The following is a 19588-nucleotide window of genomic DNA, read 5'->3' as shown; positions in this document are numbered from 1 at the left end:
GGCGGGACGCCCATCCCACAATAACAATTAAAATTGTAAGTTATTTAATTCGCGATCCTAAGAAATAAGCGGTAAGGCACTTATGGCCCACCCTACATATAGAAGTTCCCCATAATTCCTGATGAATAAACATCTTAACAGTCTTGGTTTGACCTGTCTGCTGTTCATCTTACCTGTTTGTCCGGCGACAATTGCCCGCGCTCAACTTCCCGAAACTTCCGATACTAATGCCAAGCAAACAAATCTGCTCAAAGATGAACTGTATTTTGGCTTAACTAAACCCGGAGGCGAGACAATTTCTGAATCAGAATGGCAGGAGTTTGTCAAGACCGTTATTACCCCTCGTTTTCGGGAAGGGCTAACGGTATTAGACGGCTCCGGTCAGTTTCTCAACAGCTCGGGAATTCTGATTCGAGAAAACTCTAAAATAGTTATTTTGATTTATGAAAGTAGCTCGGAAAAAAATCAAGCTATTAATGAAATTATTGAAACTTACAAGCGCACTTTCCAGCAAGAGTCAGTGCTGCGGGCCACCAGCGAAGTTAAGGTTTCTTTCTGATGCGGTCATCGAATCAGTACATTTATGATATTATTTGTGGTAATCAAGGTCATACCCTCAAAGATAAGTAGGGTGCGGGTGCAAGCAAAATCATAATTTTTGGGTATCGATCGCACACTGGAACAAGTCGCTAGAAAAACCTGCCCGGGAGAAAACAAAAACATGACGAACGACGGCAACCAAAAAGCTGAACCGCCGGAAAGCGAAGATTCAAAAAATTTGTCCGGCATGGCGAAAGCTTTTCTTGTGAGCGTGGCTTGGTCTTACGCCGAGGCATTGGAGCGAACGAAACGCTCGCGAAATCCACAGGTACCCGCGCCGGAATCTCCGACAGAATCTCCGACAGCACAAGTCGATCGCAATCCTGAAAGCAATTAATCAAAGACCATTAATGGGCTCGATGTGCCAAATTATCTGTGCGATCGAACCCAGTAGTCAGTTAGCTGTTTTGAGTTCAGAACAATCTACTCAGAAAAGCGAGCTGTGCAATTAAATCGTAATTGGTATTGGATTTTACAAAAAAAAAGTCAAATCCCCGTGACCCTCCAACAAGCTCAGGACAAGCTTTAGTCCGGGGACCAGAAGTGCATTGCAGGTCTGAACCTCAAGCTATGTCTATCCCTAAAAGGGATTTAAACTAAACAAAGTACGGTTTTACCGCTACAGTGTACAAAACAAATAACCAAATTTTAGCTCGGTCTCATGTCTAATTCACAAATGATTGGCAAAGCGATCGCAGGTAGCCTTTGCTTGGGCATCCTCGCCAGCTTCAACGCCTCACTCCGCCCCGCATCCGCAGCAGCACCAATAATTGCCGAAGCAGCCGCCCCGGCCGCTAGCAACCTCGACCAGCAACTCCTAGGCCAATGGCAAGGTACATTTCCCTCGGGTCAGTCTTTAACCTTCGTCTTTGCCCCAGAAGGCAAATTGTTTCTCATGGCTAAAGGCCCAGACGGAGCCGCCCGCGCCCAAGAAATGAGGTACAAAGTTAATCTCGGTGAAAAACCGATGCACCTTGATGTCAGCCTCAGCAGCACAGAAACCGTTGAGACTGTTTTTGAGTTGACTGCCGAAGGTCAAATGCGCCTTCAGTTGAAAGGCACCAATCCCGGACTGGCGAGACCTAATTCCTTAAACGATCAGGCAACCGTGTTTAAAAAGGTCTCCGAGGCCACTGCACTGCCTGCTGACACTCAGGTCATCGGTTTTTGAGGAAAATCACTCTCCGGCAGAAGGCACTCGAGTAGTTCTGAGTTTTGATTTGGGAGTTTTAAGTTAAAGAATTTAAACTTTAAAATTCAAAACTTACAACTTAAAACTTTCGCCCTGCCTTCTGCCTTCAACAGGCCCTGCTACAATCCACTTAATCTCCCTTTAACTTTTGCCATAGACCTCCATGAGTGAAACCGTCCTAGAAGTTCGCAACCTGCAGGTTGAATTTCAGTCGGCAGACGCAGGCGATGCGTCTGCAAAAGTCAAAGCTGTTGACGGCATTTCGTTTGAGGTCAAGCGAGGGCAAACTCTGGGAATCGTGGGAGAGTCGGGGTCGGGAAAATCGGTGACATCCCTGGCTGTTATGGGTTTGCTTTCGAGTTCGTCAACGAAAATCGAGGGCGAAATTTGGTTTTATTCGACAAAAGACGGCGCTAGCAATGGGGCTGTGAATCTGCTGGAAATCCCGGACAGGGAAAAACAAACATACCGGGGCAGCCAGATTGCGACGATTTTTCAAGAGCCGATGAGTTCGCTAAATCCCGTTTATACGATCGGATTTCAACTCACAGAAGCCATTTGTTTGCACCAAAAGGTGTCACAGACAGAAGCGCGGCGCAAAGCGGCTTCTCTGCTGCAAGAGGTGAAGCTGCTACCGGGCGACGATGAGATCGGGCAGCGGTGTTTGGCTTTGCGACAAGAGCATTCCCGGGCTGCTGCGGGGAATCAAGCAGTTATAGAGGACGATCGCGATTTGATGCAGCTCGTCAACGGCCAAAAACAAGCTATGCTCGATCGCTACCCCCACGAACTTTCAGGCGGCCAAATCCAGCGCGTGATGATTGCAATGGCCATTTCTTGCAATCCAACTTTATTAATTGCTGATGAACCGACAACGGCTTTGGACGTAACCGTGCAGGCAACTATCTTAGCTTTGCTGCGGGAGTTGCGGGACTCTAGAGGCATGGCAATGATTTTTATTACCCACGATTTGGGCGTCATTGCTGAAATTGGCGATACGGTGGCGGTAATGTACCGAGGCAAGATTGTTGAGTGCGGTGCGATCGAACAAATTTTCAGCAATCCCCAACATCCTTACACAAAAGGTTTATTAGCTTGTCGCCCAACTCTCGAGAGGCAACTGCGCCGCTTGCCGACAGTTTCCGATTTTATGGATGTCACCACAAATGCTAGCGGCGAATTAGTAATTGTCGAGAAAAATGCCGATTTAGACGGCGACAGCAGCGGGGGAAATTCCGCTTTTGCAACAGGAAAACCGCCTCGGCTGCCGAATATTTCCGAGCCTTTGCTGGCTGTTAATAACTTGCGAGTCGGTTTTCCGGTCCAGGGAATGTTTGGCGAAACTAAACGCTTGTTTATGGCGGTAAACGATATTTCTTTTGAGGTTTACCCGGGCGAGACTTTGGGTTTGGTGGGCGAGTCTGGCTGCGGCAAATCAACTTTGGCAAGAGCTTTGCTGCAATTAATTCCGGCAGCCAGCGGTAAAGTGTTTTTTGAAGGTCAAGAAATTACGCCTCCTGCGAAAAGTAGTGCCGCATCGCAGTGGATGGCTAACTATCGGATGCAAAAAGAGTACGATCGCAAATTGCGGTGGCTGCGGCGCGATATGCAAATTATTTTTCAAGACCCTTTTAGTTCTCTCGATCCGCGCCTAAATATTGGGGCGGCGGTGATGGAACCGATGGTGATTCACCGCTTTGGTAAGAACCAGAAAGAACAGCGCGATCGCGCGGCTTATTTGTTGGATAGAGTGGGTTTAAATCCCGATTTTATGGGGCGCTACCCTCACGAGTTTTCGGGCGGACAGCGGCAGCGAATTTGTATTGCTAGAGCTTTGGCTTTGAATCCTAAATTTATTATTTGCGATGAGTCGGTTTCGGCATTAGATGTGTCGGTCCAGGCGCAAGTTTTAAATTTGCTGAAGGAGTTGCAAACAGAGTTTGGACTGACTTATATTTTTATTTCTCACGATTTGAGCGTGGTCAAGTTTATGAGCGATCGCGCGATCGTCATGAACAAAGGTAAAATCGAGGAAATTGGCACTGCCGAGCGCATTTACCGCCAACCGCAGCAAGCTTACACGCGACAACTTATAGCTTCTATTCCAGCAGGGAATTTGGAGCGAATTCGGCAACAGCAATTAGGTCGCCAAGCTGCTGGGTCTGCTGTGGCCTCTTTGCCCCCATCGCCCGCAAATGAATCGGAACAAGTTTGATATCTAGTGTTTGAAACTGGTATCCATTACCAATTGCCCGTTACCAATTACCAATTACTAATTAGCCCACTCGGCGCGAACATCTCGTGCAAAGAAAAACTGCTACCAAGATGTATTTCATTTTATCTTCACAAATCATATCAAATCCGTTAGCATCGGAATAGTAAATTCGAGTTCACTGTTGACTGTTGACTGTTGACAGTGAACAGTCAACAGTCAACAGTCAACATCATTCCGGTGTAACCGGAAATGATATCAGCAGTTTATCTTTATTTTAACTTCATAATTTATGGTCAAATTCAACAGGGTTGAACTTGACTAATATTCCGGGTTATTCAACCCACAGCCAGGGCGCGCGACGCAGTATTTTCGGACATCAAACCCAGTCATTGATGGACGCAAAAAGTGGTAGAACACGCGAATAAGAGCGCGGTAAGCTGCTTGATGTGGAGCCTACATAATTAGGTTCTGCGTCCAGGACTAGGTAGATTAGGCCAAATGTCCAATGACTAACAGCAATATGTAGCGTAGTATTATAGATAGACTCTCTCTAGGAGTCGGAAAGATAAAAAAATGCGCACCCTAGCTAAAAAGAGATTGCTCGCTAATTCCGTAAATACACTTAATTCTCTTGCCTGGTTGCCTAGATTTACGCAAATTTAAAAAGGCGAGATTTCCCAACATAGGAAAATCTTACAATATTTAAACATCTTTATTGTAATTTTGAGTCACCACAAGAAGTCAAACGGAATCAAGAGTAAAAAAATGAAGTCCTCTGTTCATATCGAAGAACCCAAAAGCACTAAATTATCGAACTTACTGCCACTGTTGTTGATAAAAATTACGGCAGCAGTCACCAGAAGAGAAAAGGCATTCGGCAGCCAGGAGTATGAAAAAAAAATCAGTCTAGCGACGATCGCCGCTGGCAGTTTATTGTCAATTTTGATAATTGTACTGCTGGTGTTAAACGGCTGGCTGGTTGGTGGCAGCGGTGATAATTTCTACGCTCGCCAAATTGTCCTGGGATTTTTGGGAATAGCAAATATTGTCTTTTGGGCGGTATGGGCGCGCTCAAACACCTCTTGGGTCCTCCCGGGAAACGATCGCCCATCCAGCGAACCCGACGGGGGCGATCGCTTTTTTAGCCTCTCGCTAGATCTGCTGTGCCTCATTGGTTTTGACGGTTATCTAAAACGCATCAACCCAGCAGCAGAAAAAATACTCGGCTATTCCCCAGGAGAAATGGTTGGCCAACTCTTCATTGAATTCGTGCATCCAGACGATCGCGAAACTACTTTAAAAGAAGCTGAAAGTATTGCTGCGGGGAATAATACCGTTGGGTTTGAAAACCGCTGGCGCTGTCGAAACGGTTCTTACAAGTGGATAGCCTGGACTGCTACCCGTTTCTGGGAGGAAGAATTGATCTATGGTGTCGGCCGGGACATTACCGAGCACAAACAAGCAGAAGCAGCGCTGCAAGAGAGCCAGCATTTTGTTGAGCGAATTGCCAATACCAGTCCGAATCTTCTGTATGTTTACGACGAAAGCGAGCAGCGAAATGTCTACAGCAACCGCGAACTCAGTGACACCCTCGGCTATACGAGGGCAGAATTTGAAAACATGGGCAGCAATCTGCTGCCCACCATCATCCACCCTGACGACTTAGCTAAATTTCCCAAATATTTTAAGCAATTAGAAAATGCTCCCGACGGCGAGGTTGTTGAGTACGAATATCGGGTATGCGATCGACAGAATTGTTGGCACTGGTTAGTCAGCCGGAATATTGTATTTAGCAGAACAGAGGAGGGAAAAATTAAGCAGCGTCTCGGTGCTGCTACGGACATTACAGAGCGCAAAATAGCAGAACAAGCTTTAGCAGAACAATTGAAACTTTCTCTATTCACAGCAGATGTGGGAATTGGTCTAACTCAAAACCAGACTTTGGTTGCAACTTTGCAATATTGCGCCAATGCAGTTGTGCGGCATTTGGATGCTGGCTTGGCTCGGATTTGGACGCTGAATGAAGAGGGAAATGTATTGGAACTGGAAGCAAGCGCGGGGATATATACTGGCATTGACGGCGCTTACAGCCGCATTGCTGTCGGCGAGTTCAAGATTGGTTTAATCGCCCAGGAGCGACAACCTTACATCACTAATTCTGTGCAAGAAGATCCCCGACTCCACGACAAAGAATGGGCTTTACGAGAAGGAATTGTGGCTTTTGCTGGATATCCGCTAATTGTTGACAATCAGTTGCTGGGAGTAATCGCGATGTTTGCTCGCCAGGAGTTGAATGAATCAACGCTGGTTGCTTTAGCGTTAAGTGCCGATGCGATCGCCCTGGGGATTAAGCGCAAACAAACAGAAATTGCTCTCGCCACACAACAGCAAACTTTGAGGGCAATTATTGACAACGCTCCGATCTGGGTCTGGATGGCAAATGCTAGCGGGCGGATGTTATTAGTTAACAAAACTTTCTGCGAAGATGTGGCTATACCCGAATCCAGATTTTTAGCAGCATCTCACTATTCCGAAGTTTTGGGATTAGAAGCATCTGCTAACCGCATGGCATCTGACGCGCAAGCGTGGAGCCAAGATATTCCCTGTTACGCTGAAGAAGTGATGCAGCTTGCTGATGGTAAAGAACATTATTTGGAGACAATCAAAACTCAGGTCAAAGATGATGAGGGTAACGCGATCGGCTTAATCGGTTTGGGTTTGGACGTTACAAAACAACAAGAAGCTCAAAGACAGTTGCAAAAGTCGGAAACGAGATTCCGTAAATTAGCGGAGCAGGAAGCGCTGCTGAACCAGCTAGCTAGCAATATCCGCGAATCTCTGGATTTAGATATTATTTTGGCAACAACTGTGCAGCAGATTCGCGACTTGCTGCAACTCGATCGGTGTCTATTTATTTGGTATGATCCAGACGCCTCGCAGCCAGTGTGGGCCGTGCAATACGAGGCGAAAAATGCCGACTTGCCTTCGCTGTTGGGTGTAGTTCCTGCTGGTGTGACTGGTTCTCATGCCGAGCGGATTGCCAATTTGGAAATTATACGGATCGATGATTTTGAGACTGTCACTGATCCAGGAGAGCGGCAATTTTTCAGGTATGTAGGATTCAATTCTATGCTGGACATTCCCCTTCAAACATCTAGTGGTAAAATTGGGGTAATTTGCTGTAGCGCTTCTAGCAGCGTGCGGTGTTGGAGCGATGCAGAAGTAGAACTGTTAGTCGCAGTGGGCAACCAATTGGCGATCGCCATTAATCAAGCGGAACTTTACACTCAAAGCGTCGATTCAGCCAGGATAGCGCAAGAACAAGCTGCCAAACTCGAAGTAACTCTGTGCGAACTCCAGCAAGCTCAAACCCAGCTCATTCAAGTAGAAAAAATGTCGAGTCTCGGTCAGATGGTAGCAGGAATTGCCCACGAAATCAATAACCCGGTCAGCTTTATTTTCGGCAATCTTACCTACACAGAAGAATACACCGGAAAGCTGATGAAACTGCTGCAAATGTATCGAGATGAATACCCGGAGCCTTCTCCAGCTCTTCAGGAGGCAATAGAGGTGTTCGAGCTGGATTTCTTGCTAGACGACTTGCCGAAAATGCTGTCTTCGATGCAGGTGGGAGCGACTCGCATCCGGGATATCGTGCGGAGTTTGCGGAATTTCTCTCGCCTCGATGAATCAGACATGAAAAAGGTTAACATTCACGAAGGCATCGACAGCACATTGATGATTTTAGAACACCGCCTGAAAGTTCAGCCCGATCGCCCAGCAATTCAAATCGTTAAAGAATACGGACAATTGCCACTGGTGGAGTGCTACGCCGGACTGTTGAATCAGGCGTTTATGAATATTATCGCTAACGCTATTGACGTTTTACAAGAACCGCTCGAAAATCCGGGAATTATCCGCATTCGTACAGAGGTAGAAGGTACTCTCGCTGTGATTAGAATTGCTGATAACGGTGCAGGTATCACCGATCGAGTCAAGCAGCGGATATTTGACCCGTTCTATACTACAAAACGGATCGGCTCGGGAACGGGGATGGGTTTAGCGATTTCCCATTCAATTATTGTCGAAAAACATAAAGGTGAAGTCAAGTGTTTCTCAGTGGTGGGGAAAGGCACTGAATTTAGGATCGAGATTCCGATTCAAAAAATAAAAAATTAAATTGTTTTTCGGCAAAATTAGTAAGGTGCGTCAGTTGTAAAAACCAGATTTTTTTGTACTCACCTTAAGACTGACCCACCCTACAGGCTACCAACAGATAAAATTTATTTTACCAGAAATTTGTCTGGTGCGTATTGCCCACCCGACCAATAAAATTGATATGATATTAAAAATCACAAATCACAAATCACAAATCACAAATGGCATTACCTCCCGGCAGTTTAGGTTTACCCCTAATTGGCGATACCCTCAACTTTTTGCAAGATTCCGAATTTGCCAAAAAACGCCACCAGCAGTACGGGCCCATTTTCAAAACCAGCATTTTCGGACAGCCTACCGTGTTTATGCGTGGCCAAGAGGCTAATTTGTTTGTTTTAAGCAATGACAACCAATATTTTGTTGTGGCTTGGCCTGCCAGCACGAGAGCGCTTTTAGGGCCGCTTTCCTTGGCGTTGCAAACTGGTGCTCACCACCAAAATCGGCGTAAGTTGCTGTACCAAGCGTTTCAGCCGCGAGCTTTGGTCGGCTACATCGGCGCGATGGAAAATATCACTCAGCGCTATTTGGAAAAATGGGTCAAAATGGAAACCCTGGCTTGGTATCCCGAACTGAGAAAATATACTTTTGATGTGGCGGGTAAGTTGTTAGTAGGGCTTGAAAATGGTTCGGAAACTGCGCTTGGACATAATTTTGAAACATTTGCAGAGGGTTTATTTTCTATCCCTTGGGATTTGCCTTTTACTCAGTTTGGTAAAGCTAAAAAGGGCAGAGAGTTACTGTTAGCCGAACTGGAAAAGATTATTCGCGATCGCCAACAAGGAACCCCTAGTGGCAATGATGCTTTGAGTTTGCTGATTTCAGCTCGCGATGACGAGGGAAATAGTTTGAGTTTGGAGGATTTGAAAGATCAAGTGCTGTTGCTGCTGTTTGCCGGACACGAAACTTTAACTTCGGCGCTCACCTCTTTTTGCCTTCTCCTAGCTCAAAATCCCGATGTGATGGCAAAAGTGCGGGCCGAACAGCAGCAGTTCCCCGCAACTGAACCCCTAACATTGGAACAACTCAAACAAATGACCTATTTAGAACAGGTGCTGCGAGAAGTGCTGCGTTTAGTTCCACCGGTGAGAGGTATTTTTCGGACAGTAATTAATGCTTGTGAGTTCGGCGGCTATGAAATTCCTAAAGGTTGGAACGTGTCTTGTGGGATTAATCAAACCCATCAGGATAGTCAACTTTATCCTGAACCCGATCGATTCGACCCCGATCGATTTAGCCCGGAGCGATCGCCTAAACCTTTCAGCTATGTGCCCTTTGGCGGCGGTTTGCGAGACTGTTTGGGCAAAGAATTTGCCCGATTAGAAATGAAGTTGTTTGCGGCAAAGATTATTCGGGAGTTTGAATGGGATCTGTTACCGGATCAAGATTTGAATTTGCTCGCACTACCGACTCCCCATCCCCGCGACGGTTTGCGAGTAAAATTTCGTCCAACAACTATGAATAAGTAGAAAATCCAGCTCCCCGACATCTTCAAGAAGTCGGGGAGCTCATACCAAATCCGGCTGTATACCCTCCGGCTCGATCTTCCTCTTCTTCTTTGTGTCCTTCGCGTCTTCGCGGTTTATCAAAAAAGACTAAGGCAAGCGTGTCACAATTAGTAAAGTGCGTCAGATGCCAAAACCCTCGAGCGGTCGATAGCATCTCAATCAACATCCAATTGCATCGGTCCCAAATACTTAGTTAAATAAGGCGAAAACACCTCATAAATCAGAGTCAGTGGCTTCCCGTGATGCCAAAACAAATAGTGTCGCCCCCAAAAAGGCCCCGACTGTTCAAAAGCTGACTCCAAAGCCACCGAATCACCGCAATAAATGCCCTGCACATCGCGATACAATTCTGTCCGCAGCCGCGCTAAACTGGCCCAAATTGGCAAAGATTTATTTTGTAAATATTCGTCTACATGGCTAGCTTCCCACCAAGAAGTAGCATAGGCTAAACGCTGTCCAGAAGCTGTTCGCAGCCACACTTGTCGGCGCAGGCGCGGCCCGGGAACCGCGACAATTTGCTCTGGTGCGCCGTCTGCGTCTTCACCCACTAAAGACATATCGATCACATCTACTTCTGTGGGTTCCCCTGTCAGCAGTTGCAGGTGACGGGTGGGGGAACCGTCGCCCAGGAGCAGTATTTGCCACGCCGGTGCGAGCTTGGTGTGGGGTAAACCCTTCTGTACTGCGTCTTCTGCTCCTTGCCACAGGGGGTTGAGAGCGTGCCAGGTGCGGCTGTTTTTGGGTGTAAATGTTGCAGTCAAGGGTCTTTACAAAACTTAATTTTTTGCTTATTATAACGTTTCTTCAATCTAAAATCAAAAATCGATCGACCCATGACGATCGCCCATAGGATGTCCAGTGAAATAGTTATAATACTTCTGTTCGGGATTTTTATTCTTACTTCTTCCTTCTTCCTTCTTCCTTCTTCCTTCTTCCTTCTTCCTTCTTCCTGACATCCGTTACATCCGTTACATCCGTTACATCCGTTACATAATCCGTTGCCGAACTTCCTTCCACTATATGTTACGAATAACCGAAATAAAACTCCCCCTAGATCATCCTCAAGATGCGATCGCCAGCGCCATTCTCAAAAAGCTGCAAATTCCCCCGGAAGAATTGCTCGGCTATTCCATCTTCAAGCGCAGCTACGATGCTCGTAAAAAAGCAGAAATCCTCCTTGTCTATATTGTGGATGTAGAGACGACACAGGAAAAGCAACTTTTGGCGCGCTTCAAAAAAGACCCTCATGTGATGGTAACACCAGACACGAGTTATGGCTTTGTAGCCAAAGCCCCCAGCAATTTGACGATTCGCCCCATTGTGATTGGTACAGGGCCGTGCGGTATGTTTGCAGGTCTGATGCTGGCACAAATGGGGTTTCGTCCCATCCTTTTAGAACGCGGAAAAGCAGTGCGCGATCGCACGGTTGATACCTTTGGATTTTGGAAGAAAAAAGCAGAATTTAACCCCGAATCTAACGCTCAGTTTGGCGAAGGTGGTGCGGGTACTTTTTCCGATGGCAAACTCTACAGCCAAGTTAAAGATCCTCAGCATTATGGACGCAAGGTGCTGACGGAACTTGTGAATGCGGGAGCTTCACCGGAAATTTTATATATTAATAAACCGCATATTGGCACGTTCAAACTGGTGGGAATTGTCCAAAGTATTCGCGCCCAAATAGAATCATTAGGCGGAGAAATTCGGTTTCAAACTCGTGTGGAAGATATCCACATCGAAAATGGAAAAGTGCAGGGACTTACCCTCGCCAGTGGAGAATATATTGCTAGTAATTATATAGTTCTGGCGGTGGGACACAGCGCCCGCGATACTTTTGAAATGTTGTTTTCGCGCGGGGTTTACATCGAGGCTAAACCTTTTTCCATTGGTTTTCGGGTGGAACATCCGCAGAGTACGATCGATCGCTGTCGTTTTGGCGATCGGGCGGGCCATAAGCTTTTGGGCGCCGCCGATTACAAACTGGTTCACCATTGCCAAAACAATCGTTCTGTGTATAGTTTCTGTATGTGTCCCGGTGGTTTGGTAGTGGCGGCTGCGTCTGAACCGGGGCGAGTTGTCACTAATGGGATGAGTCAATATTCTCGCAATGAACGCAATGCTAACAGCGGGATTGTGGTAGGTATCACGCCGGAGGATTATCCCGGTCATCCCTTAGCAGGAATTGAGTTTCAGCGTCGCCTAGAAGAACGGGCATTTGAGTTAGGCGGTGGCACTTACAACGCCCCTGGGCAGCTTGTGGGTGATTTTTTGGCGAATCGCCCTTCCACGGCGCTAGGCGCTGTGCAGCCGTCTTATACGCCGGGAGTTGTGATGACTGATTTGAGCGAAAGTTTGCCAGATTATGCGATCGCAGCTATCCGCGAAGCACTTCCGGCTTTTGACAAACAGATTAAAGGATTTGCGATGGATGATGCGGTTTTGACTGGGGTGGAAACGCGCACTTCTTCACCAATTCGGATTAAACGCAAGGAAGATTATCAGAGTTTGAATACAGAAGGTCTTTATCCTGCTGGGGAAGGTGCAGGATATGCGGGTGGAATCCTGTCGGCGGGGATTGATGGGATTAAGGTGGCGGAGGCGGTTGCTTTGAGCATCTTGCAATCTTCAAACCACAAAATTTGAGGCTGGATTTGAGGATTTGTAGATGGTTTGAAGATTGCTGTCAACTGTCAACTGTCAACCGTCAACTGCGGGACTTACGCATCGAAACTCACATCTTGCATCATTCTCAAGAACAGGCTTTCCGGCCTGTTCCACAAGAAAATTCACTCTTTGTGGAACAGGCCGGAAAGCCTGTTCATAAAAAGCTTATTGAGAATGGTGCAACATCTCAGTCGAAACCTTCATAACCGGGTTTTTTGTCCGTATCTGCGGGCTGCATGGCGTCTTCTGGGCAAAAAAACCCGATTTCTGACACCCCTGCGTCCATGACTAAACTGTCAACCGTCAACCGTCAACCGTCAACTCTTTTCAAACAGCAGCTAAACGCGATCGAATTTCCGTATCTGTGTACTGCGGTGTCCAGCCTTCTTTGGTGATAAAATAGCGCACCGCTTTAATTTTCCGGGCTGCTGTCAAATAAAACCAGTGTTCTGTATTGGCCGGCACGTTGATAAATTCTTCCGGCTGCACTGTGAGTTCGACTTGGCTGCCGTCGGGACGCACGAAGCCGAAAATTCCCTCGCCTGCTACGATATAGCGGACTTCATCATCGGTGTGGATGTGGCACTTGTTAAATTTGGACAGCATGGTGTCGAGGTTGGGAATGTCTGGGTGCAGTACGATTAAGTCGCGATCCTGATAGCCTGCACTTTCCGACAACTGTTGAAAGTAGCCGTCGAGGGCTTGCAGCACTTGCTCTTTTTGATTGTCGTCAAGAGCATCTTTAGCTAACAAATTTTGAATTTCAGCGCTGTCACCCACGGGCCAGCGGTTGAGTTGAATGTTTAAGGGAGCGAGTTCTCGGGTAATGTCGCTCTGTTGAGTGTAGGTTGTACCGTTTTCGAGTCGCAGGATAGCCATTTTTGCAGGTTCCAATTTTTGGGTGAGGCGATACACAGGCACTGTCAAAGATGTTTGTCGATCGCGCCTGTACCAGAATCACAATTTTAACGCTAATTTGAACAGGCAAGATGCCTGTTCCACAACAGTTCAAGATTTGTCAAGATAAGATTGATAAGTCAGGCGCCAGCTAGCACCCGCAGCGATGGCAATACTGATAATTTAAGTGTAATTTTTGCAACTACCATGCCTACTTATACTGGAATTTCTAGCGAAGCATTTCAGCATCCCCTCGATCGCCAAGCTGAGGAAGCGCTGCGCAGCGTACCGGGATTTGACTTAATTGCCAGCAAATTTGTAGAATTTGTCTACGAACGGCCGCAATTCGTTTACCTAATGGGAAATAGCATTCAAGTTGGCCCCCGCCAATATGCCAGCATTTATCATATATTTCGGGAGTGCTTGCAGGATTTAGATGTTTTTCCAGAACCGGGTTTGTTTGTTTCTCAGAATCCCTCAGTTAACAGCTATGCCCTGGGGAAAAACCAGCCCTATGTAGTATTAAACACTGGCCTTTTAGACTTGTTGGACGAGCCAGAACTGCGGGTAGTATTGGCTCACGAGTTGGGACACATTAAATGTGGTCATCCAATTTTAAATCAAATGGCGACTTGGGCAGTGAGCGTTGCATCGACAATTGGCGAGATGACTTTCGGGCTGGGAAATATGGTCGGCAGCGGTTTGATTTACGCTTTTTACGAGTGGCGCCGCAAGGCTGAATTATCGGCAGACCGGGCGGCTTTGTTGGTAACGGATGACTTAAACAGTGTGATGATTACGATGATGAAACTTGCGGGAGGTAGCAGTAAATATGCTAGCCAATGCAGTTTGCAAGAATTTATCCGCCAGTCTGACAACTATCAAGAGCTCGATCGGGACAACCTCAACCAAGTGTATAAATTTTTACTTTACAACGGCGGGCAAGGCGTGATGCTGAGTCACCCTTTCCCGGTGGAACGCCTGCGGTATTTGCGAGACTGGGCAAGTTCCGAGGAATACCGCCAAATTAAGCTAGGGAACTACAAGCGGGCTGTAGCTGAGGGTGCGGTTGATGTGAAGTCCCAAACCCCTAACAGCGAGACGGAGGCTTTGCGCCGTCAGATTGAAGAGTTGCAGCGGGAGATAGAGCGGCAAAAATCAAAGCGAAACTAAGTTTCCTCGTCCCCAGGCTCTCGTCCCCAGGCTCTGCCTGGGGATGCAGATCCAGAGGCTCTGCCTCTTCTTCGCCAGAATTAGCGAGGCAGAGCCTCTGGATCTCGGTTCCCAGGCAGAGCCTAGGAACCAGCTAAATGTTTACTGGATTTGAGGGAGGGGGAAACGTCAAAGGAAGCTAGGCCAGTCAGAGACTTACTCGCAACTGGCCTCCAATCTAAAAACTGTCCCCTCCTTTCTGAAATCTGTTTCTGAGGAGGTGTAGTTTAAATCAAGAGAAGCTTAGAACTCAACGGAGCTAAAAAAAATGATTATTGATAAAGCAATGAATACTCACAAGTCAACTTCTAATTTTTTCGGCAATGTCGGAAAAGTCGCGATCGCCCTGACTCTTCTGGCCGCCGGCATGGCATTTACAAATCCTGGGAGAGACAAATACCTAAGTTATGCTTCCGGCGAACTCCAAACCGAGTTGGAAAGCACAGTGTGCAAAGATTCTCGCGTGCCAAAAGCTTTGAGCGGCATTACAGATACTTTGATCGGCAGTTGCAAGAATTTGCTGACTTCGCAGCGGGACACCATCGAAAGCTTGCTCGACAATACAACGCAGCGTCAGAATTTAGGCGTTGTCAGCATTTATACAACTGAACTGGGCAAAAAAAGCTATCAAACGGTTGGAGCTTTTGGGAATTTCGTGACTCTGCCACCTAGTTCTGAAAATCCTCAAAAGTAGAGTCAAATTAAGTTCCATTGTAAAAACCGGGTTTTGGAGAAAGCCCGGTTTTTACTTACGTAATTCTCTCTAATGAAATCTAAATAAATTCGGAGACAGGCAGCACATATTTTTAATCAAGCCCGCTAATCAAAGCAAAAAATTAAGTTTTATTAAAAATAAAAAGTTAGAGTGCCACATAATATTAACATGAACACTATAAAGTTTTATCTTTAACAAAGAAGCCGATGGCAATGCAATTAAGTAAGGGTGAGAGATTTAATATCTCTAAAGAAGCGCCGGATTTAAAAAAAATGGCGATCGCCCTGGGTTGGCAGGTGACAGAGGCAGGACAAAACTACGACATAGATGTCTCTGCGTTTATGCTAGGTGCTGACGGCAAAATACCTAACGATAAATATTTTATATTTTACAATAATCTGCAATCCTATGACAGTTCGGTACTGCAATCGATTCCTGAAAAAAACAACGGATCTCAAGAAAATAAGACTATTTACGGCATTATCTTACAAAGAGTTAATCCGGAAATTGAGGAAATAACTTTTGTGGTCACTATTCACGAAGCAGAGAAAATTAATGCAAATTTTAGCAATATCAAAAATGCTTTTATTAAAATTAGCAATTTGGATACAAAAAGCGAACTTGTTCGGTATGAATTAAAAGAGAATTTTTCCCTCGAGACTGCTGTAGAATTTGGTCGTTTGTATAGAAAGAATGGAGAGTGGAGATTTCAGGCGGTAGGAGCAGGATATCAGGCAGGATTGCAGAGTTTTGTTGACAAGTATTGCAGCTAAAATAGTAATAATATTGCTCCAATTACTAAGGAGTTAGCAGCGGCAACCGCAGAGAATTTGCAGTTGCCGGCTTGGAGTTGGAGGTGGAGTCAGAACCGGAACCTTCCGGCGAGACGAGCTCTGTGCGATCGCAAATTAAGCTGTCGCGCATTTAAATTGTATATTTAGGGCGGGCGGGACGCCCACCCCACAAGACTTTGATTTTTTTTTGACATACAGTTTAAATGCCGCAACAGCTTAACAATCAAGTTAATAATTCCGAAAGTCGCAAAATACCGCTAGCTTTAGCGGCAAGTTTAGGGGTTTTGGTGTTGGGGACAGGTGCAGCATCGCCTTAATGCGATCGGAAAATGAAACCCTGAAGCAAGGGAAAATACTGGCAGTTGAAAGGCAGAATGCAGCGAAATCAACCGATGTCAATGTGCTACTTCGATCGGCAGTTGCAAGAATTTTCTGACTTCGCAGCGGGACACCATCGAAAGCTTGCTCGACAATAGAACGCAGTGTCAGAATTTATACAACTGAACTGGGCAAAAAAAGCTATCAAACGGTTGGACTTTTTGGGAATTTAGTGACGCTGCCACCTAGTTCTGAAAATCCTCAAAAGTAGAGTCAAATTAAGTTCCATTGTAAAAACCGGGTTTTGTAGAAAGCCCGGTTTTTACTTACGTAATTCTCTCTAAGCAAATCTCCCTAAATTCGGATACAAGCAGCACATATTTTTAATAAAGCCCGCTATTAGCCATAAAAAATTAAGTTTTATTAAAGACGAAAAATTCTCGTGCTCCTTAATATTAACATGAACACTAGAAAGTGTTATGCCTAACCAATAAGCAGATGGAAATGCAATTAAGTAAGGGTGAGAGATTTAATATCTCCAAAGAAGCGCCTGGTTTAAAAAAAATGGCGATCGGCCTCGGTTGGCAGGTAACAGAGGCAGGACAAAGCTACGAGATAGATGCCTCTGCGTTTATGCTAGGTGCTGACGGCAAAACACCTAACGATAAATATGTTATCTTTTACAATAATCTCCAATCCTGTGACGGTTCGGTACTGCAATCGATTCCTGAAAAAAACAAGCGAAGTCAAGATAATAAGACTATTTACGGCATTATTTTAGATAAAATTAATCCTGAAAGTGAGGAAATAACTTTTGTTGTCACTATTCACGAAGCAGAGAAAATTAATGCAAATTTTAGCAATATCAAAAATGCTTTTATCAAAATTAGCAATTTGGATACAAAAAGCGAAGTTGTTCGGTATGAATTAAAAGAGAACTTTTCGCGAGAGACTGCCGTAGAATTTGGTCGTTTGTATAAAAAGAATGGAGAGTGGAGATTTCAGGCGGTAGGACAAGGATATCAAGCAGGATTGCAGAGTTTTGTGGAAAAGTATTACAGCGGAAATAGTAATAATATTGCTCCAATTACTAACGAGTTGGCAGCGGAAACAACAGCAGATGATTTGCAGTTGCCGACTCGGGAGTTGGAGGTGGAGTCAGAACCGGAACCTTCCGGCGAGACGGGGACCAGGCGGCGATCGCCAATTCACAATCAAGTTAATTCGGGAAGTCACAAAATACCGCTAGCTATAGCGGCAAGTTTAGGGGTTTTGGTGTTGGGGACAGGTGCAGGAGCGATCGCCTTAATGCGATCGGGCAATGAAACGCTGAAGCAAGCGAAAATACTGGCAGTTGAAACGCAGAATGGAGCGAAAGCCACCGATGTAAATCTGCTCAGAAGTTTCGATAAACGACTTAAAGAAACGATCGCGAATTTAGAGAAAATTCCTAACTTCCCCGGCTTTGGGTATCAACAAGCTAGAGCTGATTTGCTTAAACTGCGCCCGAGTTTGGTTCCTGTACAGCAAAACTTACAGGCGGCAGAAAGTCTAGCAACGGCTCAAAAATTGGCGATGGAAGCTGCTGTGGTTGTGCAAAAACCGCCTCATCCGATCGAAGTTTGGCAGCAGTCGCAAAGTAAATGGCAACAGGCGATCGCAGTTTTAGAAGCAATCGATTCACGTACACCTGTTTATAATCTAGCCCAAAATAAGTTATCTAATTACCGAGCCAATCGCGCTGTTATCAGTCAAAGAGTGGCAATCGCTCAAAAAGCTGCAAATTTCAGCAACCAAGGTTCTTTGAAAGTTCAAAAGGGAGATGTTCCGGGGGCGATCGCCAATTTTACTCAGGCTTTAGTGCTCAATCCCAACATACCTCAAGCTTACCTCGGATTGGGAATTGCTACTTCAAGACAGGGAAACAAGCAGCAGGCAATTTACAATTACGATCGAGCGCTGAAATTTAATCCTAACTTGGCAGAAGCTTATTTCGGTCGCGGTCAAGCATACTATGAATTGGGAAACAAGCAAAAGGCGATCGGGGATTACGAACAAGCTATTCGCGTTAATCCTAATTATGGTTTGGCTTATTTGGAACGAGGTGCTATTCGCTGTATGTTGGGGACTAAATCGCAAGCAGTATCAGATTTTCAACAAGCTGGAGAACTTTTCTCAAAGCAGGGAGACGGCAAGAATTACCAATTAGCACAAAGCTTTATTAATGATTGTCAAGAACCGACTGCAGAGGCTGCAATCTGCGATTATCGAAGGAACATAGACTCCTTCGGCCGACCCTGCGGTCGCTCTCTTAATGCTCCGATTATAATTAGAAGAAAATCCGCGACTGCTACCTCAAACTCTGAGTCTACTGATGTTAAAAGCAATAGCAGCGTTGAAAAAATCTCGCCTGCAAAGTCTGATAGCAGCAGCATAAGAACTCGCAGCCGGAGAAGAAGTAAAAGGTAAACGGCTGTTGCATTAGTTAATAGATGACAAAATCTGCTGGTAAGCATCGATGGTTTGCTGGGCGATCGCCTCCCAATTATAATGCTTTTTTGCATACTCTTTGCCATTCAATCCCCGCCGTTGGCGCTCCTGTGGATTGAGAAGTGCTGATTTGATTGAATTCGCGATCGCCCCTACTTCCAAAGGCCCCACCCACCCAGCTTCTGCTTGCTGTATGTCTTCCGCAATATGTATGCGATCGGAAATTACGACAGGTAGACCGGCGGCCATCGCTTCTGCTACAGCAATGCCAAAGTTTTCGTAATAAGAAGGCAATACAAATAAGTCGGCTTTTGTCAATAGTTCAGCTTTAAAATCACCGCTCACAAAGCCAGTTATTGTTGTGTAGTTTGCTAAGCTGGAATTATGAATTTGTACTTTAATTTGTGTTTCATAATCAGCGTCTTGGGGATTTGAACCAGCTAAAATAAAGTGAAACTCTATCCCCGATCCTAAAATACTTTCTAATGCTGGAATTAGCAAATCAAGCCCTTTTTTAGGTTCAATTCGCGACATAAATAAGATGATTGGCACTTGAGATTCTCGCAATCTCTTAGGAAACAAACCTGCTGTCACCCCCAATGGAATCACCAAATCCCGTGGCACAGGCATCTTGCCTGTGAAGTCCAAATCCCGTGGCACAGGCATCTTGCCTGTGAAGTCCAAATCCCGTGGCACAGGCATCTTGCCTGTGAAGTCCAAATCCCGTGGCACAGGCATCTTGCCTGTGAAGTCCAAATCCTGTGGCACAGG

General features: G+C 45.8%; 16 protein-coding genes. 12 read left to right on the top strand and 4 right to left on the bottom strand.

Annotated features, from left to right (window positions below):
• Positions 1-121 precede the first annotated feature (121 nt).
• The 6 genes from ACUVJL_RS19085 (at position 122) to ACUVJL_RS19060 (ending at position 9691) form a co-directional block, all read left to right on the top strand.
• Positions 122-559, top strand: a complete 438-nt coding sequence (locus tag ACUVJL_RS19085) for a DUF3574 domain-containing protein (RefSeq protein ID WP_445247272.1) — start codon at positions 122-124, stop codon at positions 557-559.
• Positions 560-658: 99 nt separating this feature from the next.
• Positions 659-937 (top strand): hypothetical protein, encoded by a 279-nt coding sequence (locus tag ACUVJL_RS19080; RefSeq protein ID WP_445247271.1) that lies wholly within the window; start codon positions 659-661, stop codon positions 935-937.
• A gap of 324 nt (positions 938-1261) precedes the next feature.
• A complete protein-coding gene (locus ACUVJL_RS19075) occupies positions 1262-1771 on the top strand; it encodes a hypothetical protein (RefSeq protein ID WP_445247270.1) in 510 nt (169 codons plus the stop codon).
• A 184-nt stretch (positions 1772-1955) separates the two neighbouring features.
• Positions 1956-4007 carry an ABC transporter ATP-binding protein gene (locus tag ACUVJL_RS19070; protein WP_445247269.1) on the top strand — a complete coding sequence of 684 codons (2052 nt, stop codon included), beginning with the start codon at positions 1956-1958 and terminating at the stop codon, positions 4005-4007.
• A 765-nt stretch (positions 4008-4772) separates the two neighbouring features.
• Positions 4773-8186: a PAS domain S-box protein gene (locus ACUVJL_RS19065; protein ID WP_445247268.1), complete on the top strand. Its 3414-nt coding sequence runs from the start codon at positions 4773-4775 to the stop codon at positions 8184-8186.
• A 200-nt stretch (positions 8187-8386) separates the two neighbouring features.
• Positions 8387-9691 carry a cytochrome P450 gene (locus ACUVJL_RS19060; protein WP_445247267.1) on the top strand — a complete coding sequence of 435 codons (1305 nt, stop codon included), beginning with the start codon at positions 8387-8389 and terminating at the stop codon, positions 9689-9691.
• Positions 9692-9885: 194 nt separating this feature from the next.
• On the opposite strand, the gene ACUVJL_RS19055 is transcribed toward ACUVJL_RS19060, so the two are convergent.
• Positions 9886-10491: a chorismate lyase gene (locus ACUVJL_RS19055; RefSeq protein WP_190738647.1), complete on the bottom strand. Its 606-nt coding sequence runs from the start codon at positions 10489-10491 to the stop codon at positions 9886-9888.
• 259 nt (positions 10492-10750) lie between these two features.
• Between ACUVJL_RS19055 and ACUVJL_RS19050 the strand changes: the two genes are divergently transcribed.
• Positions 10751-12370, top strand: a complete 1620-nt coding sequence (locus ACUVJL_RS19050; protein WP_445247266.1) for an NAD(P)/FAD-dependent oxidoreductase — start codon at positions 10751-10753, stop codon at positions 12368-12370.
• An 8-nt stretch (positions 12371-12378) separates the two neighbouring features.
• Positions 12379-12597, top strand: coding sequence for a hypothetical protein (locus ACUVJL_RS19045; RefSeq protein ID WP_445247265.1), 219 nt, complete (start codon positions 12379-12381; stop codon positions 12595-12597).
• Positions 12598-12718: 121 nt separating this feature from the next.
• On the opposite strand, the gene ACUVJL_RS19040 is transcribed toward ACUVJL_RS19045, so the two are convergent.
• Positions 12719-13270, bottom strand: coding sequence for a 1,2-dihydroxy-3-keto-5-methylthiopentene dioxygenase (locus tag ACUVJL_RS19040; RefSeq protein ID WP_445247274.1), 552 nt, complete (start codon positions 13268-13270; stop codon positions 12719-12721).
• Between the two features lie 225 nt (positions 13271-13495).
• On the opposite strand from ACUVJL_RS19040, the gene ACUVJL_RS19035 reads away from it, so the two are divergent.
• The 3 genes from ACUVJL_RS19035 (at position 13496) to ACUVJL_RS19025 (ending at position 15988) form a co-directional block, all read left to right on the top strand.
• Positions 13496-14461 (top strand): M48 family metallopeptidase, encoded by a 966-nt coding sequence (locus ACUVJL_RS19035; RefSeq protein WP_445247273.1) that lies wholly within the window; start codon positions 13496-13498, stop codon positions 14459-14461.
• 307 nt (positions 14462-14768) lie between these two features.
• Positions 14769-15194: a DUF4359 domain-containing protein gene (locus ACUVJL_RS19030; protein WP_445247264.1), complete on the top strand. Its 426-nt coding sequence runs from the start codon at positions 14769-14771 to the stop codon at positions 15192-15194.
• Positions 15195-15421: 227 nt separating this feature from the next.
• Positions 15422-15988, top strand: coding sequence for a TerD family protein (locus tag ACUVJL_RS19025; protein ID WP_445247263.1), 567 nt, complete (start codon positions 15422-15424; stop codon positions 15986-15988).
• A gap of 25 nt (positions 15989-16013) precedes the next feature.
• On the opposite strand, the gene ACUVJL_RS19020 is transcribed toward ACUVJL_RS19025, so the two are convergent.
• A complete protein-coding gene (locus ACUVJL_RS19020) occupies positions 16014-16139 on the bottom strand; it encodes a hypothetical protein (protein WP_445247262.1) in 126 nt (41 codons plus the stop codon).
• Between the two features lie 692 nt (positions 16140-16831).
• Between ACUVJL_RS19020 and ACUVJL_RS19015 the strand changes: the two genes are divergently transcribed.
• Positions 16832-18796, top strand: coding sequence for a TerD family protein (locus ACUVJL_RS19015; protein WP_445247261.1), 1965 nt, complete (start codon positions 16832-16834; stop codon positions 18794-18796).
• 12 nt (positions 18797-18808) lie between these two features.
• Here ACUVJL_RS19015 and ACUVJL_RS19010 read toward each other — a convergent pair.
• On the bottom strand, positions 18809-19588 hold a 780-nt coding region (locus ACUVJL_RS19010), incomplete at its 5' end, for a glycosyltransferase (protein WP_445247260.1).

The sequence above is a fragment of the Microcoleus sp. OTE_8_concoct_300 genome (genome assembly GCF_031383065.1).
Classification (GTDB): domain Bacteria; phylum Cyanobacteriota; class Cyanobacteriia; order Cyanobacteriales; family Microcoleaceae; genus Microcoleus.
This window is presented reverse-complemented; position numbering and strand designations above follow the sequence as displayed.